This window comes from Treponema sp. OMZ 805 (assembly GCF_050937395.1).
Lineage (GTDB): Bacteria > Spirochaetota > Spirochaetia > Treponematales > Treponemataceae > Treponema.
In genome coordinates this window covers 129756-146494 of the sequence record NZ_JACCLP010000005.1, presented here as the reverse complement: position 1 = coordinate 146494, position 16739 = coordinate 129756, and the positions used below count along the sequence as shown (strand labels likewise).

At 44.1% G+C, this 16739-nt stretch carries 16 protein-coding genes; 2 read left to right on the top strand and 14 right to left on the bottom strand.

Annotated elements, in window-relative coordinates:
* Positions 1 to 104: 104 nt before the first annotated feature.
* From HGH47_RS06080 to HGH47_RS06070, 3 genes are read right to left on the bottom strand one after another with little or no spacing between them, the layout of a single operon-like run.
* A complete protein-coding gene (locus HGH47_RS06080) occupies positions 105 to 713 on the bottom strand; it encodes a carbohydrate ABC transporter permease (protein ID WP_432910995.1) in 609 nt (202 codons plus the stop codon).
* The gene (locus tag HGH47_RS06075; protein ID WP_432910992.1) at positions 659 to 1033 is read right to left on the bottom strand and encodes a hypothetical protein; all 375 of its coding nucleotides are present in this window, start codon (positions 1031 to 1033) and stop codon (positions 659 to 661) included. The genes HGH47_RS06080 and HGH47_RS06075 overlap by 55 nt, the downstream gene beginning before the upstream one ends.
* On the bottom strand, positions 1027 to 1941 hold the full coding sequence (locus HGH47_RS06070; protein ID WP_212566042.1) for an ABC transporter permease: 915 nt from the start codon (positions 1939 to 1941) through the stop codon (positions 1027 to 1029). Before HGH47_RS06070 ends, HGH47_RS06075 begins: the two co-directional genes overlap by 7 nt.
* Before the next feature lie 219 nt (positions 1942 to 2160).
* On the opposite strand from HGH47_RS06070, the gene HGH47_RS06065 reads away from it, so the two are divergent.
* A complete protein-coding gene (locus HGH47_RS06065; RefSeq protein WP_212566043.1) occupies positions 2161 to 3582 on the top strand; it encodes an alpha-L-fucosidase in 1422 nt (473 codons plus the stop codon).
* Between the two features lie 155 nt (positions 3583 to 3737).
* On the opposite strand, the gene HGH47_RS06060 is transcribed toward HGH47_RS06065, so the two are convergent.
* The 9 genes from HGH47_RS06060 to HGH47_RS06020 form a co-directional block, all read right to left on the bottom strand.
* Positions 3738 to 4079 carry a type II toxin-antitoxin system RelE/ParE family toxin gene (locus HGH47_RS06060; RefSeq protein WP_230974577.1) on the bottom strand — a complete coding sequence of 114 codons (342 nt, stop codon included), beginning with the start codon at positions 4077 to 4079 and terminating at the stop codon, positions 3738 to 3740.
* Complete coding sequence (locus tag HGH47_RS06055) at positions 4069 to 4353, bottom strand: type II toxin-antitoxin system Phd/YefM family antitoxin (protein ID WP_212566044.1); 285 nt, start codon at positions 4351 to 4353, stop codon at positions 4069 to 4071. Before HGH47_RS06055 ends, HGH47_RS06060 begins: the two co-directional genes overlap by 11 nt.
* Before the next feature lie 344 nt (positions 4354 to 4697).
* Positions 4698 to 5747 (bottom strand): type I glyceraldehyde-3-phosphate dehydrogenase, encoded by a 1050-nt coding sequence (gap, locus tag HGH47_RS06050; RefSeq protein ID WP_212566045.1) that lies wholly within the window; start codon positions 5745 to 5747, stop codon positions 4698 to 4700.
* Positions 5748 to 6068: 321 nt separating this feature from the next.
* Positions 6069 to 7256 (bottom strand): exodeoxyribonuclease VII large subunit, encoded by a 1188-nt coding sequence (xseA, locus tag HGH47_RS06045; RefSeq protein WP_432910985.1) that lies wholly within the window; start codon positions 7254 to 7256, stop codon positions 6069 to 6071.
* Between the two features lie 88 nt (positions 7257 to 7344).
* Positions 7345 to 10680 (bottom strand): leucine-rich repeat protein, encoded by a 3336-nt coding sequence (locus tag HGH47_RS06040; protein WP_432910982.1) that lies wholly within the window; start codon positions 10678 to 10680, stop codon positions 7345 to 7347.
* Between the two features lie 552 nt (positions 10681 to 11232).
* Entirely contained in the window at positions 11233 to 11910 is a 678-nt protein-coding gene (locus HGH47_RS06035) for a DUF3298 and DUF4163 domain-containing protein (protein WP_432910980.1), read from the bottom strand.
* A 153-nt stretch (positions 11911 to 12063) separates the two neighbouring features.
* Positions 12064 to 12804, bottom strand: a complete 741-nt coding sequence (locus HGH47_RS06030) for an RluA family pseudouridine synthase (protein WP_432910977.1) — start codon at positions 12802 to 12804, stop codon at positions 12064 to 12066.
* On the bottom strand, positions 12804 to 13721 hold the full coding sequence (locus tag HGH47_RS06025; RefSeq protein WP_212566050.1) for a hypothetical protein: 918 nt from the start codon (positions 13719 to 13721) through the stop codon (positions 12804 to 12806). The genes HGH47_RS06030 and HGH47_RS06025 overlap by 1 nt, the downstream gene beginning before the upstream one ends.
* 117 nt (positions 13722 to 13838) lie before the next feature.
* Complete coding sequence (locus HGH47_RS06020; RefSeq protein WP_212566051.1) at positions 13839 to 14249, bottom strand: EamA family transporter; 411 nt, start codon at positions 14247 to 14249, stop codon at positions 13839 to 13841.
* 201 nt (positions 14250 to 14450) lie between these two features.
* On the opposite strand from HGH47_RS06020, the gene HGH47_RS06015 reads away from it, so the two are divergent.
* Positions 14451 to 15098 carry a peroxiredoxin gene (locus tag HGH47_RS06015; RefSeq protein WP_212566052.1) on the top strand — a complete coding sequence of 216 codons (648 nt, stop codon included), beginning with the start codon at positions 14451 to 14453 and terminating at the stop codon, positions 15096 to 15098.
* Positions 15099 to 15254: 156 nt separating this feature from the next.
* Here the strand turns inward: HGH47_RS06015 and HGH47_RS06010 are convergent, their stop codons facing one another.
* Positions 15255 to 15770: an HdeD family acid-resistance protein gene (locus HGH47_RS06010; protein WP_212566053.1), complete on the bottom strand. Its 516-nt coding sequence runs from the start codon at positions 15768 to 15770 to the stop codon at positions 15255 to 15257.
* 146 nt (positions 15771 to 15916) lie between these two features.
* Positions 15917 to 16726, bottom strand: coding sequence for a class I SAM-dependent methyltransferase (locus tag HGH47_RS06005; protein ID WP_212566054.1), 810 nt, complete (start codon positions 16724 to 16726; stop codon positions 15917 to 15919).
* Between the last annotated feature and the right edge of the window lie 13 nt (positions 16727 to 16739).

The following is a 16739-nucleotide window of genomic DNA, read 5'->3' as shown; positions in this document are numbered from 1 at the left end:
TTCAGAATAGGTCTAATATCTAAAATCGGCTTTATAGCCTGATTTTTGCTGTTTTTAAGCGCATGGCGGCCGATTCCTATTATTCGGCTGTATCCTTGAGCCTTTTAGCCTTTTACGGAGCCGATCATCACGCCTTTTACAAAATATTTTTGTACAAAAGGATAAATAACCAAGAGCGGTAAACTGGCCACCACGATAAGCGCATACTTGACGGTTTCCGCAAGTCCTTGTACGCGGACAGCCGCGCTTACATCCGACAGCATTGTCGGGTTCGTCTTATTCACGATTAAAATATTGCGCAATACAATCTGCAGCGGGTAGAGCTTTTTATCCTGCAAGAACACTAAGGCGTCAAAATAGCTGTTCCAAAGGACTACCGCATAAAAGAGCGACAGCACCGCGATAATAGCTCCCGACAACGGAATCACCACTGTAAAGAAGAACCGCAGATCGGAACATCCGTCTATTTGCGCAGCGTCATACAGCTCATTGGTGATGGTTTCCTGCAAAAATGTGCGCGCGATGATAACGTTCCACACATTGACCGCATTGGGGAGCACAAGCGCCCAGCGGGTATTGTAAAGTCCGATCCCTTTTACGACAAAATACAGCGGTATCAGTCCGCCGGAAAAGAGCATCGTCGCCATAATAAACTTGGTTACGAATTTTCTTCCATAAAATTCTTTGCGCGAAAGCGGATATGCCAGCAGCATCGAAAGAGACACGCTGATAAAAGTTCCAGCGCCACATAGATGACGGAGTTGAGGTATCCCAGCCCGATATCCTTGTTTGCAAACACCGCCTTGTATGCCGTCAAATCGAAATTGACCGGAAAAAACGTAACCCGATGCTCAATCACTGCCTTAGGATCGCTCAAAGAACAGGCAATAATATACAAGAGCGGATACAAAACGATGATAAAACACAGGCCCAAAAAGACATTGTTTATCCCGTTAAAGAGATTGTCAAAAGGCGTTTCTCGAATTTTCGACGATTGTTGTTTCTTCCATATAAAGTTCTGAGTTTTTACCATAATCCGCCATCCTTTTGCCGCAACTTCGCCAGATAGTTAAAAAGAAGAATAAGCGCTACATTGATAAGAGAATTGATAACGCCGATGGCGGTTGAGTAGCTGAAATCGTTATTGACCAATCCCATCTTATACACATACGTCGACATGATTTCGGCGGTTTCAAGATTGAGCGGATTTTGCATCAAAAAGGCCTTTTCAAAACCTAAGCTCATAACGAACCCCATGTTCAAAATAAACATGATAACGATCGTGTTTCTGATACAGGGTAAATCGATATACCAAATTTTCTGAAATTTATTTACGCCGTCTACACGCGCGGCTTCATACAATCCGGGGTCGACGGAGGTAAGCGCCGCAAGATAAATAATGGCATTGTAACCGGTATTCTGCCATAAGGCCGACCACACATAAATATGCCGAAAAAGTTTCGGTTCCCCCATAAAATTTAAGGGCTCAAGCCCGAATTCCGCCCGTATCACATTGAACAGTCCCAACGCAGGATCCATAAACTGCATCAAAATTGAGACCATAACCACTGTCGAAATAAAATACGGCGCATACGTTACCATTTGAACGGATTTACGCCAGAGCTTGCTTTGCGTTTCGTTCAGCGCAAGCGCCATAATAACCGCAATCGGAATTGAGGCAAAAAGCGCATACATACTCAGGATGAACGTATTCCACATAATCTGCAGCGCAGAAGGATTACTGAAAAATTTAACAAACTGCGCCAAACCTACCCACGGACTTCCCCAAATACCTTTCGAAATACGGTATTTTTTAAAGGCGAGTAGGATGCCGTACATCGGCACGTACTTAAATATGATAAAATACAGCATCGGTAAGGCGATAATCACATAAAACTGCCAATGTGCAAGCAGTTGCCGCTTTATACTCTTACTTAACATATATACAGTATTACACCACTTCTTCCGGTTTGAAAGCGTTGAAATTTTAAAATTAGGTATGCTGATATAAAAATAGGGGGCATTTTATGTAAAAAGGGTCATTTTTTGAACACCATCAAAATCGCCCTTTATTTTGCCGGTATATCAAGTACAATAGTTGCACATACACACTATTATTCGTGCGGAGGATTTAATACCCTGACGCTGTCCGGAGGATATATGAAAACAAGTTTATATACGGAACATCAATTACAGGCAATACGGAGATGGCAAAACCTGCAATTCGGTATGTTTATCCACTTAGGCCTCTACTCGCTTGCGGGAGGTTGTTGGAAGGGCGTTCCCGTCAAAAGAGGCTATTGTGAACAAATACTTTCTCACGGGGAGCTTCCGCAAGCCGACTATGAAGCTTTACTGCATGAATTTCTCATACCGGATTTCAATGCGGAAGAAATTGTCCGTCTCGCTAAGGCTGCCGGAATGCGCTACATAGTGGTTACCTCAAAGCATCATGACGGCTTTTGTCTTTTTAATACAAAGACCACATCTTATAACAGCATGAATGCGGCTTGTAAGCGGGATATCGTTGCCGAACTCAGTGCAGCTTGTAAAAAAGAAGGGCTTGCGTTCGGCGTATATTTTTCACTCATCGACTGGCACTGCCCTGATGCTCTTCCGATAAGCGCTCATAATTCCGACCGCATTCCGCCGAAACACCATGAATATAACTGTGCCCAGTTAACCGAACTGCTGACAAATTACGGTGAGATTTGTGAATTATGGCTCGATATGGGGTACCCGACTGCCGAACAATCACAAGATATGTATGCGCTTGTACATTCGCTCCAAAAACACATCATGATTAACGGACGTATATGGAACGATATGGGCGACTTTGCTACGCTCCCTGATAATGCAATGCCCGAACTGCCGGTAAATGAATACGAATTAAACATTCCATGGCAAACGCCGGCTTCTATTTATAAAGAAACTTGGGGATATAAAAGTTGGCAGGAACGCGGCAGCATTGATGAAAAAATCACCGAATTAACCGGAAGTTTACGCCGTGTCGTATCCGGCGGCGGTAACTATCTTCTCAATATCGGGCCGGATAATACCGGTGAGGTTATTCCTTTTGAAAAAGAAGTCTTAGAGGGGATCGGCCGCAGTTTACGCAAAACCCCTCTTCCGCCTGCCCGTAATTTCGGCAGGGATGAAACTCAAACGGCAGCGTGTCATGCCCCCCTTATTCAGGCAGAAAAAGACGGATCTTTCCGGTTGACCGCTTGCATAAACCTCTTCCGTTATACGGGTAGTGAATACTATACTTTGCGGCCGATTATAACGGGAAAGCGCTGGCAGTTAGCCGTTTCGTCCGAGTCCGTTCAAACGGTCTTTAGGTTAGGCTGGAAGTGTGTTTCTCCTCTAAAAGAAGATATAAAGCTTTGTTTTGAAGATAACGATACGCGGCTGTATTTTTCGCTTCGTAAGGGGAAAACATGGGGCATTATCAGCTCCTGTTACTGCTTGCCGCAAAATCTCCGTATATGCGTACTGGAGCTTTCCACCGTTGGAAGTCCCCACGTCCGCGGGGAACTCATCCCTGACAGCATGGTACTGACCTTGGAAAAAGCCGAGTAAAGCGCGTTTCTGAAACTACACGGGGCAGGAGTTCAGGCACTCCTTGATATTGTCGTTGAATCATAATAAGCAACTTTTTTGCCTTGAAAATTTATTCTGTTAAATATGGTAAAAATATAATATTTTTTCTTTATAATGTCTGGTTGACGCGGGAATTAGATTTTATTTCCATAATAACGAGACAATTTTGAAATTATTATATCTTCAAAATTTCTCCGACCATCAATAATTGTATGAACTATTACTTTATCTTCCGAAATTTCATACACAATTCTATAGTACCCTTGAATTAACTCTCTATATTGTGAAATTCCCTGCCGCTCCAATTCAGGAACCATTCTTCCACGTTTCGGATACTGCTGTAAGGACATTATATTTGTTTCAAATTCAGAAACTATGTTCTCTACATAATTAGGATTTAAAGAAAAATAATACTCTACAATTTCATTCAAATCATCTTCTGCAAATTGCGAAACAATAACTTCTTTAATTTCCAAGATTATACAGCCTTCGCAAATTTGTAAAAACTTCCGAAGCAGGTTTCGTTTTCCCGGCTTTTACATCCTTTTCAGAAAGGTGAATTATTTTCAACAAAGTAAACGCATTCTTCATTTCCTGATATGACTCAACATCAATTAAAACTGCCCGTGATTCCCCATTTTGTGTAATGATAAGCGGTTCTTTTCTGTCATTCACAAAATTCATCATATCAGCGGCATTTGTCTTTATGTATGAAATCGGTTTTATACATTCCTGAACATTTGTGATCATACAAGTCTCCAGTCTTTTTATATTACTATATTTAGACTGATTGTTCAATATCCTATACTCTTAACTTATCCTATACTCTTAACTGCAAGCCTTCCCATCAGGCACAATTAATATATTCCGCGTTTCCGCTTTTACCATTTCGGAATAATAATTTTTGTAGGGGAGATATATCGTATCGATGAGTTCATAACGGGAAGAACGGAGATTCCAAATCTCCCCGTAACTTGATAAATAGCATCTATAAGGAAAGGTCAGCGCTGCAAAAACATCGCATTTCAAGGTAACCTGTTCAGAAACGGAAGTTTCCAAACAGGTTGATTCATTTCTACAGCGCTGCAGGGAAGTTATTTATTCATAAATTTGAGCAGGTCGATAACGCGGTTGGAATAGCCCCATTCGTTATCATACCACGAAACTACTTTGAAGAAGCGCTTTTCGCCCGGAAGGTTATTCTGGAGCGTTGCCTTGCTGTCGTAGATCGAAGAACGCTTGTCGTGAATAATATCGGTGGAAACGATTTCTTCGTTGCAATAGCCTAAAATCCCCTTCATATAGGTTTCGGAAGCTTTCTTGAATGCTGCATCCAATTCTTCAATAGAGGTATCTTTTGTTGCACGGAAGGTTAAATCGACAACCGAACCGGTGGGGGTCGGTACACGGAAGGACATACCGGTCAGCTTTCCCTTTGTCGAAGGCAATACCTCGCCGACAGCTTTAGCAGCGCCGGTTGTAGACGGGATGATATTGATAGCTGCTGCCCGTCCGCCGCGCCAGTCTTTCATCGAAACACCGTCAACGGTTTTTTGCGTTGCGGTATAGGAGTGGATCGTCGTCATCAATCCTGTTTCAATTCCGAAACCTTCTTTTAAGATGACATGAACGATAGGAGCCAAACAGTTGGTGGTACAGCTCGCATTGGAAACGACGTGATGTTTTGCAGGATCATATTCGTTTTCGTTAACGCCCATAACGATTGTCTTAATAGGTTTTGCGGCATCGGTGCTCTTACCGGGTGCGGAAATAATAACCTTCTTTGCACCCGCTTCCAAATGTCCGTAGGCTTTTTCATTTGTATAAAGGCCGGTACTTTCGATAACAAGATCAATGCCTAATTCTTTCCACGGAAGCTGTGCGGGAGTTAAGCCCTTTCCGGAGACACATTTGATTTCGTGACCGTTGATAACCAGTACATCATCACCTTTTGTACCGATTTCGGCATTCATCTTGCCTTGTACGGAATCGTATTTAAGCTGATATGCAAAATATTTTGCATCGGTTGAAAGATCGACAACCGCAACGACATCGAATTTATCTTTCCCAAGCAAATTTTGTTCAACCAATGCTTGGAACACGAGCCGACCAATTCTGCCAAATCCGTTAATAGCTACTTTCATATTTACCTCCCATAAAAAGTCAAGAAGAAAGTATCAACTTTCGATTGACTTTTTATGCACGTCCGTAACGAAGTGAGAACGTGCAGATGATATACAAGTTTGCGATCGAGCAAACTTGGGTAAATAAAAGCCGTGCTATTTGTACGGCTTTTATTTTACGCTCCTTAGTAAGAATTTTGAACACACTGAGGGAAAGTCGTTAAACGATACAGCGACTTTCTTTGCGTTCTATAAATCTTTTTTTAACTGTAAATAAAAAGGGTTGGGTTGTCAATATCGTGTAATTCAGGGCACCCGCACCGGATTATTTTTACGGTCATGCTACCCTTCAGTAGAAGCGGTAATTTCACCATCGGCGAGCCTAATGCGGAGTTCGCGGGCAGCTACTGCATCCTGCGCACGGCGGAGTACGAACCCCGTCTGCCGGTTGTAAACGATAGAATATCCTCTATTGAGAATTTCCTGCGGGTTTGCCCCTTCAATGGTTTGTTTCAATAAAGCAAGCCGGTGCTTTGTGTCGGTTAGCCGCGCCTGCATCGTGTACAGCAGATTTTCTTTTGCATCGTCAAGGCGCATTAAAAGCGGCTGCTCGATGCGGCGGAATTTCATCTCAAGCGACTCCGGTGTAAAACCTTTAATCGTAAGCCGTATTCTTTCCACTGCGCGGCCGATACTGTGCAGCATATCGGATTGTATTTGAGTAATGGTATCGGTGATTTCATCTAAGACCGGTACGGCAAGTTCGGCGGCAGCAGACGGCGTAGGCGCGCGTACATCCGCTGCAAAATCGGTGAGCGCCCAGTCGATTTCGTGCCCGACTGCGCTGATGACAGGAATTTCAGAAGCGGCCACAGCGCGGACAACCGCCTCATCGGAGAAGGGCAACAGGTCTTCCAAAGAGCCGCCGCCTCTTCCGATAATGATAAGCTCCCCGAGCTTATACCGATTGGCGGTTTCCAGCTGCCGTGCCAACACAGGCGCCGCCTCAGCTCCCTGTACGGGAGCGGGAAGCACGGTAACACTTACCGTGCGGTTCCTGCGCGAAAGTACCGTGAGGATATCGCTCAGGGCGGCACCCGTTGGGCTGGTAATCACAGCGATACGGAGCGGGAAAAACGGCAGCGGGCGCTTTCTGCTTTGGTCAAAAAGGCCTTCGCGCGCGAGTTTCTGCTTCCGCTCTTCCAGCATTTTCAGGATAGCGCCTTCTCCGGCAAGCTCCATCGTTTCAACGATTATCTGATATGAACCCCGCTGCTCATATACCGACAGCGAACCTGATACCACAACCTTGAGCCCGTCTTTCGGCTCAAAGCCGAGCGTCCATGTTCGGCCTTTGAACATAACCGCTTGCAGTGCGGCTTTTTCATCTTTTAGGGTAAAATAGAGGTGTCCGGTGCTTGAAGGGCGGCAGTTGGAAATCTCCCCCGCGATGCGGAGGGAGGTAAAATTTTGCTCAAAAAGCGACTTGATAATGCCGGTAATCTCTTGTATCGAATATACGTGATCCATACCGGCATCATATCATAATACTATAAAAAATCCATGCCGCCGATCGTATCACGATTGCCGGTGTTCTCCTGAAATTTTCCGCCAAAGCTTAATAGCTTCCGATTCTACTTGCAGGATATTTACACGGCTCGCCGGTTACCAGCGCTTTAATCCGGTCAAAATGAGCGCCGCTCTTTATAAACACTCTTTTGCATGCTCCAAAGCTCCATGCTGAAATAGGATATCCAAAAGCACCAGAACCTAATTCTATGATACTTTCAGGTAATTTAACAACGGCTTTTCTACAAGCATAAAAAGCTTCCTCACCGATTGTTGTAAGCCGTGTACATAAAGAAAGATCTACGGGTTGCAGCTCCTCACAGAAATCAAACGCGTGGCTACCGATTTCCGTAAGGTTTGTACATACTGAAAAATCAAAACTTTGCACTTTTTTGCAGCCGGCAAAAGATGAACTATTGATTTTTTGTAAATTTGCAGGGAAAGATATTATACCTGTCAATTCCGCACAACCAGAAAAAGCGCTATTACCGATTTTGGTAAGCGCCGTACACGATGAGATGTTTAAGCTTTGAAGCTTTTTACAGCCGTAAAAAGCATCTGCTCCGATTGTTGTAAGTGTCGCAGGAAAAACGAGTGTTCCGGTCATTTCTTTACAACCGGAAAAAGCAGCCTCACCGATTTCGGTAAGCGCCGTACAAGCGGAAAAGTCTATACCCTGAAGTTTTTTGCAGTCTTCAAAGGCACCGAGGTACACCGGTCCATCCTTTTTTCCTTTTATGCTTCTAACATTTGCAGGAAATACAATGATGCCCATCAAATTTTCACATGATCTAAACGTCTCCGGTGCAATTTCAGTGAGTTCCGTGCAAGCTGAAATATTTATACTTTGAAGCTTTTTACAGTCTTTAAAAGCCTTCGCACCGATCGTTGTAAGTGTTGCAGGGAAAACGAGTGTTCCCGCCATTTCCTCACACTCGCCAAAAGCGCTCTCACCGATTTCGGTAAGCGCCGTACACGATGAGATGTTTAAGCTTTGAAGCTTTTTGCAGTATTTAAAAGCCGCCGCACCGATTGTTGTAAGTGTCGCAGGGAAAACAAGTGTTCCGGTCATTTTCTCACAGTCGGCAAAAGCGCTCTCTCCGATTTCGGTAAGCGCCGTACACGATGAGATGTTTAAGCTTTGAAGCTTTTTACAGCCGTAAAAAGCACCTGCTCCGATTGTTGTGAGTGTTGCAGGAAAAACGAGTGTTCCGGTCATTTCCTTACATTCGTAAAAAGCGCTCTCACCAATTTCGGTAAGCGCCGTACATGCGGAAGTGTCTATACCGGTTAAGCCGGTACAATACATAAAAGCCTCTCTGCCGATTGTTTTAAGTTTTGCAGGAAAAACGAGTGTTCCGGTCATTTCCTTACATTTGTAAAAAGCGCCCGCACCGATTTCGGTAAGCTCTGTACACGCGGAAAGGTTTATATCTATCTTTATTTTAGTCCACCAAGTAAAAGGAGTATCGCCTATTTTTTGAAGACTTGTCGGAAGAAAAACCATCCCCTCCATTTCTGTACAGCCCCAAAAAGCACTCGTACCAATTTCGGTAAGTTCCCTACACGAGGAAGTATTTATTCCGGTTAAGCTAGTACAGTTCTTAAACGCTTCTTTGCCGATTGTTTTAAGTTTTGCAGGGAAAATGAGTGTTCCCCTTATTCCTGTATGATAGAAAGATTGCTCACCGATTTCGGTAAGCTCGGCACAAGAGGAAAAATCTACCCTTTGAAGATTCTCAAGGTTTGCAAAAGCTTGCTTACCGACTGTTTTAAGACTTGCAGGGAAAACAATCTCTGTCATATTTATACAACCGGAAAAAGCTTCCTTTCCGATGTCAAGAGGCGCCGTACAGGTGGAAAAATCTATACTCCGGAGTTTTTTACAATCGAGAAAAGCAGATCTATCAATTTTTTCAAGTTTTGGGGAGAAATTAATAGCGGTCAATCCCTCACAACGGGAAAAAGCCTCCTCCTCGATTTCGGTTAGCTCCATACAAGTGGAAAAATCAAGGCTTTGAAGTTTTGAACAGCCTCTAAAAGCCTGTAGATCGATTTTTTTAAGACTTTTAGGGAAAACTATTGTTGCTAATTCCGTACAGCCAGAAAAAGCCCACATGTCGATTTCGGTAAGTTTCGTACACGATGAGATGTTTAAACCTTGCAGCTTTGTACAGCTAGAAAAAGCCCCCGCACCAATTTTGGTAAGCTCCGTGCAAGCTAAAATATTTATACTCTGAAGCTTTGTGCAGTCGTAAAAAGCATTCGCTCCGATTGTTGTAAGAGTTGCAGGAAAAACGAGTGTTCCCGCCATTTCTTCACACCCGACAAAAGAGTACTCACCGATTTCGATAAGAGAATCAGCTTGAGAGAGATTAAGCTGTTCTATCGGAGTTTCTGCAAAAGCATTTCGCCCGATTTTTGTAATAATCTCTTCGCCTATTTTGCCGGGGATAACCAGCACTTTGGGTAAATCGTTCTTTGCACAGGTATAACCGGTTATGGTGCCTTTTCCGTTCGTTTCAAAAAGAGAAGAATCCGCCGGTACGTCTTTTAATTCCTCGGTACCGGCAAAAACGGTTTCGTCTTTTGTAAAGGTTTTTGCACCGGTAAGCGTCTCTCCGTCTTTACCGGTAAGTCGCCATTCTTTAACCGCGTGTTTCTCTTTAACAGTGATTCGAGCCTCTGCTGCGGCTTTAAGGTTTTTCCACATTGCGCCGCTTACAGCACTAAAGGTTACGGGCGAGTTCACCGTTACACCTTCGTCCCCCGTAACGGTGATAGTAATTCTGGCAGGAGCCGGATCGGTGCTCTTGCGGGAAACAGCGCATACGGTTTCATCTTTGGTAAAAGTATCCGCATCATCCAAATAGGCACCTTCGAAAGTACCGCGCTTCCAGCCGTCCGTTATACGGCCATCTTTTAACATTACCATACCTTCTGCCTGCGTTTTTATATCCTTCCAAAGGGAACCTTTCTCTACCGTAAGCGTATGTTCGGGGCGCAGGCCGTAGCCTTCATCGGCATTCACTGTTATCGTAATGGGAGTGTTGATATGCTTCTGTTTTGAAAGTGCAAAAACCGTTGCGTTTTCGGTAAACCGGTAATCGTCGCTCAATCCCATTCCGTCTTTGCCGCCGAGCTTCCAACCGTCTCCCTCAAATCCGTCGGCGTAGGTAACCCGGATACGTGCTTTCACGTCCGGCCACTGCGTCCCATTATTAACCTGAAAGCTATTCGGTTCCTGTACAACGGTGTGCGCATCACCTGTTACGGTAACAGTGACGATACTGTTGCGGCTTTCTACATTGGGTTTACACCCGAAAACCGGTACACTTAACAAAGCGACGAATACGGCGAATGCGAAAACATGGGGACACTTCATGGTAAGCTCCTTTATGATGATGCTTCTTTGTGATTAATTGATAAGAATTTCGTACTTTTGCAAATATACGGGCATCTGCGTTGTCTATTTGCAAAAGGCTAATAGCTGAACTTGCTCCGGCTATAGATACGTATTTCATAGGATACGAAGGAAGAGCGTATCCTATGTAGACCTGAAAACAATAAACAAAGAAAATAATAAGATTTGAATTTATTAAGTCTATACTATATAATGACTTGATATATATAGGGGGGGGGGCAAGCTCAATACGCAATGCGGCTGCCTGCATTACGCAGAGCTTACAAAAAGAGAAAAGTGAGTTTGCAGCGTATAAACTTTGCAACATAATATGCAGAAGTATACCACGGATACGAGGAGGTGTCAAATACAACCGGAAAAAATCCACGGAAATCAGTTTTTGCCATTTTCATAGGTTTTGAGGCCGAAATTACCGGAAAAATACTAAAAAAGCATCTCATTTTTTCTAAAAACATCATAGAAATGGTTAGATTGCAATATCATTTTTCAAAAACTGAGTTCCATGGAAAAAATCTACTTAAACAACGAGCGGGGAACAACAATTTCCGGCATACCGGAAGCATACGGCCCGACTTGATATTGGCTGAAGATAATACGGACGGAATTTTTTTCAAGCTTAAAGATTGCAAAATTTTCTTTCGCCGGTTCAGTGCCTTTGTTAATCCAATCCTCGTCGGAGGAAAATTTCTGTTTTTGAACTTGAGCATTCAGCTGTTTACGCGCTTCGGTTGAAAGAGCTGCAAGCCAATCTTTCCGCGCCGGTTGTAAAGCTTCTTCTAATGAGAGCAGTTTTTTGGTTTGCTTGCTGTAGGTTATCGGGATGAGGAAGGTGCTTCCATGCGCCCCGCCGGCATATTGATAGACATTCAGCAGAAAACTGATATGATTAGTATCTTCATACACGGAGCTGCTGTCGATATCGAATTCAAAAACTTGCGGATAGGCGGGCGCTTCTGCAGAAAAGAATTCGTTATTAAAAGCTTCAAGATTCTTTTGCACGATGTCCGAAACTTGCGCGTTTAGAAGCGGCTCTTTTTCAAAAACGGGATAGTCGATGTCGGCCTCATAGCTGATTCCCTTTTTCTTGTTTTTATCTTTATCCTTTGCATAGACCGAGAGCGGTAGGCAGCACAGCATTAAAATAAAACCGAATGTTGCACTTATACGTAAAGTGCGATGAAAATTTTTCATATTATTCTCCTGTAAAAATATCTAGTCGTGTGTACCGATAACTGATAAAACAGCTGCAAAGTCTGAAAGGTTACCGCAGACATGGCATATGCATTGAGAGAACGGCATTATAACTGCTCGATTGTATGATAGTATGATAATAGCTGCACCCCCTTACAGCTTTTGAAGCTGATGCACCGTACTCTTAAAATCCTTCGCGTATTCCGCAGTAAAGGAGAAAGGTTCGCTCGTCCGAGGATGCTTGCCTTCCAATTGATAGGCATGCAGTGCAAGCCGCCGGATAAGCGGCTGTTCCGTATACACATCACCGCGCCATCGCTGCTTGAGCTCGGAAAGAAGCACCGGTTTGCCGCTGCCGTAAAGGGAATCGCAGACAATCGGATAACCGGCTGCTGCTAGGTGAGCCCTAATCTGGTGCGTTCTGCCGGTAATGGGACGAGCTTCAAGCAGGGAGAATTGCCGAAAGGTTTCCAGCACCGTAAAGTGCGTTATCGCATCTTTGCCGCGCCGTTTATCCACAACGGTACGGTGTAGTGCATCCCCGTCGGCACGCAGCGGCAGGTCAACGGTAAACTGTTCTTCCGGTACCCGCCCGTGAATCAACAGCCGGTAGATTTTCTTTATTTCTCTATCTTGAAATGCGGCGTTCAACGCACGGTGCGCTTCCGCATTGAGGGCATAGAGCAAGATGCCGGAGGTGTCTTTATCAATCCGGTGCACAGCATAGAGTTTTTGACACAGCGGTGCAATCTGCGGTAGCTGTTTTTGAATGAGCAGGTCGAGCCGCGGGGCTTCACTATCCCAACGGTCGGCAGCAACTAAAAGACCGGCGGCTTTATTCACCGCAATCATATCTTCATCGGCATAAATCAGCGTAAAGGGCGTTTTTTTCATCAAGCATTCCTCTCATTCCTCAATTTTAAAAATCGGATTAATTCTGCGTAGCTTTCGCAATCGGGTAAAATGGAAGGGGTGCCGTATTCGGGAGAGATTAATACGTGGGCATCAAGCGCCTGCGAAAAGAGCGCAGGGTATTCGGCTTCGGGAATATGAGGGAAGAGATACCAGCCTTTTTGTGTCCATATACTGGGGACGAGGCGCACCGCTTCGGCTTTTCGATTGAGCGCCGCCTGCCGTTTCTTTACTATTATACGGCTTACCCTTGCGCTGCGTCCTGCCGCCTCCGAATGGTGCTCGTCTGCTAGTTTGAGCTCATCGAGTTTAATTTCTTTGAGTTGAAGTTCTTCCATCTTACGCTTCAAATCGAAAAATGCCCGCGCAAGGCTGTACGCAAGCGGCGGAAACAGTATATCAGAAGGAGGCAAGCGTTCTTCAAATCGACTTCCCGCAGCGATAATGCCGCACGGTACCGGATAGGCGGGCGTTACCAGCATGAGACTATCGGCTATCGGCTCCTTAGAATCGGAAGCGGAATCAAAGTCTAAAAACGGCCGCCATACCGGCAGCGGCTGTACCGCATCGGTTTGACCGGCATATAGCACAGAACCGGCTATCCGTTCCGCCTTATCCTGCGTTTCATACCAGCGGATAACGGGATAATCCGGCAGCAGGGCTTCCAACGCACGCCGTAGTTGAGCATCGGCCTTGGTCGGCAAAAAGCCGGTGAGTCCCTTATCCAGAAATTGCTTACAAACCAGATTCGCTTGTCCTGTTCTTCGGCCTAAAATAGCCTTTCCTCCGTCAAGCCACAGGTCGAGCAGCCGGACATTCTTTTCCGTGTATAAATAGTAACCGCGGGCGCGCCGAACGTTTCCGTACCGCTTGCGGATTTCAGTATAAATATCGATCATTAGGGCGCTATCATCGCATAACGGCAAAAAAACTACAAGAGAACAGGTGCTCAGGGAACGCATCAGCTCTCTTTTTAATCTCCCCGCCAAATAAGGAGACCTAATGCGGGTACCCTGCTACAAAAACAGCAGGGAGCCTACGGTGATGAGTACGCTGCCGAGGGCGGTTTTCATCGTTATCTTTTCATGCAAGATAAGGCACGACAGAATCAGCGTAAAGACAACGCTCAGCTTATCGATTGGCGCAACGCGCGACACTTCGCCGATTTGTATCGCCTTAAAATAGCATAGCCATGACGCACCGGTTGCAAGCCCCGAAAGAACAAGAAACACCCAATTAGCGACTGTTAAATCCTTTATACCTTTGATGTTCCCGGTTGCAAAAATAATTCCCCACGCCAGCACAAGCACCACAACGGTTCTTATCGCCGTTGCAAGCGTTGAGTCGATGCTTTTCATACCATATTTTGCAAAAATCGACGTAAAAGCGGCAAACACCGCCGAAAGGAATGCAAATAATTTCCACATAAGTTCAGTATATACTGAAATACATTCAATAATATAGGGCGCTATGGAGCAAAGCAGAGGCGGAGCAGGAATTCATTTACAAAACGATCTACAAAACGTCGGTAAATGAGAGCTAAAAGAAACAAAAAGATAGGAAGCGCTTGATTTTTTTTAAAAACTATGATATATTAAGAATCATTACTAAGATTCAAGGAGATACTTATGGACGAAAGAATTAACATGCCGCTCTTAGGCGATGCATTTCCCACTTTACAAGTGCAAACCACACAAGGACCGATGACATTACCGGCAGATATGAAAGGTTCGTGGTTTATCGTGTTCAGCCATCCTGCCGATTTTACCCCTGTATGCACAACAGAGTTTGTCGGTTTTCAGGAATTGATGCCCGAATTTGAAAAACTCGGCGTAAAATTAGTCGGTCTTTCCGTCGATCAGGTATTCAGCCATATTAAATGGATTGAATGGATGAAAAACAAGCTCAATGTACAGATTACCTTCCCCGTCATTGCCGCAAATGATTCTATCGCAAATGCGCTTGGTCTGCTGCATCCCGGTAAAGGAACAAACACCGTTCGTGCCGTATTCATCGTTGATCCCGAGGGAAAACTCCGGTTGGTACTGTATTATCCGCAGGAAATCGGCAGAAACATGAAAGAAATCCTGCGCGCGGTAAAGGCTTTGCAGATTTCCGACAAAGAAGATGTAGCGCTGCCTGCCAACTGGCCTGAAAACGGCTTAATTAAAGATCACGTGATTATACCGCCTGCTTCTAACGTAAAAGACGCCGAAAAGCGGCTCAAGGAATACGAGGGCTTTGACTGGTGGTTCTGCCACAAAGCGTTAAAGTAGCTGATACGTAAAGTAACGAACTAAGTGCGGTTATCTGTTAAGGAAACACTGATTAATTCGAATGCGAATGAATCAGCACTTCCCTAAGGGTAACCGCGTAAGTTAAAAATATTAAACGAAACCTCTAGAAACTTTGAGCAACAGCTCTCAATCCGGTTATCGTCCTCTAAAGAATAAAACGATGCTGATAATACCGTGATAGATAAAGTCGAAGCCGATCAGGTAGGCGACGAACAGGCTGGTAAAGAGCGGATGCATAAGCATAACGATTCCGCAGATGATACCCAGTATGCCGACTAATAGTAAATAAAAACCGCCTCTTCTGGTTATGTAGCGGATTTTAAAACTGATAACAAAACGTGTAATACCGCTGAATAATATCCAACAGGCAAAAAGATACGGAATAAATGTTGCAGCTGCAAACAAAGGACTGGACAGTACGAGAATTGAAAGCAGAATGGTGAGAATACCGTTCAGCAAAACAATCAAGATATGATCTTCTTTGTCTGCAAAATAATGGATAATTTCATAAACGCCGTTTATAAACATAACCACTGCGAAAAAAAACGAAAGCGATACCAAGCTGGTAATCGGGCTGACGAACATATAGATACCTGCAATAATAGAAAGGATACCTACTACCAACGCCGTAATACGGAACTCTTTTCTCATATCTTCTCCTTTAAGAATTATATTCCTAGTAAAAAGGGTATATGCCGTATCATATTTTGTCAAGCCGGAAGTATGTTAAAGCTAAAGTTTATAGGACATCCCTAAAACGGTAAATCTAGCTGTCAGGAAGTAATTACCGTATCCGCTTAATTCAGTTTTAAATGCAAAATAATAGTTCGGCCTCCATCATCGCACACTTTCATCGCGATACGGGTATACAGTTTTAATTTACGTTTCAGCATCTTCCGCGCGGTGGTGTAAAAGGTACGCTGCTCTATAAGTTCCATCCCGCATTTTCGCGCAAAGGCAGAACCGTCATCCACATAAAAATACATCTGTGCCGAAGTGTTACCTGTTTTTTGTACATACTTATTGGCATACTTTATACCGATTGCATTTGTCGCATCAAAAATTAATTCACCCTTTGGGAATCGCTCCTTAAGCGCCGATAAAAAGGCAAGAACTTTTTCTTCGCGGAAATACTGAAAGACGCCGGATACAATCAGCAAGGTCGGGATAGAGCTATCGATACCTTCCATCCACTCCAGTTTAAAAATATCTGCGCCGATCAGTGTTTCGTTTTCTCGTGTAGCCAAAATATTTTTACGCAAGGTTATCACTTCGGGTAAGTCGATTTCGTAAAAAGGAGCTTTAATTTCAGATAATCTAAACGCAGCCGTTTCCAATCCAGCTCCGAGATTGACGATGTTACATTTTTCATGCTTGGCATAAAAATTTTTTATCATTTCGTCAAAATTATAATAGCGGGCGACTGAAGCAAGCATCGTATATTGGGACGACGATTTCCAAATCCGTTCAAATGTACCTGCCGGAATTTTTGATTCCAACGATAAAGCTGTTTCATCATAAAAATATTCAGGGAACTGTTTAGATGCATAAATCCGCGCAGCCATCGGTATAAGCATTGTATCGGCTACGCCGTTAAATTCGTTCATAACAACCTCCAAT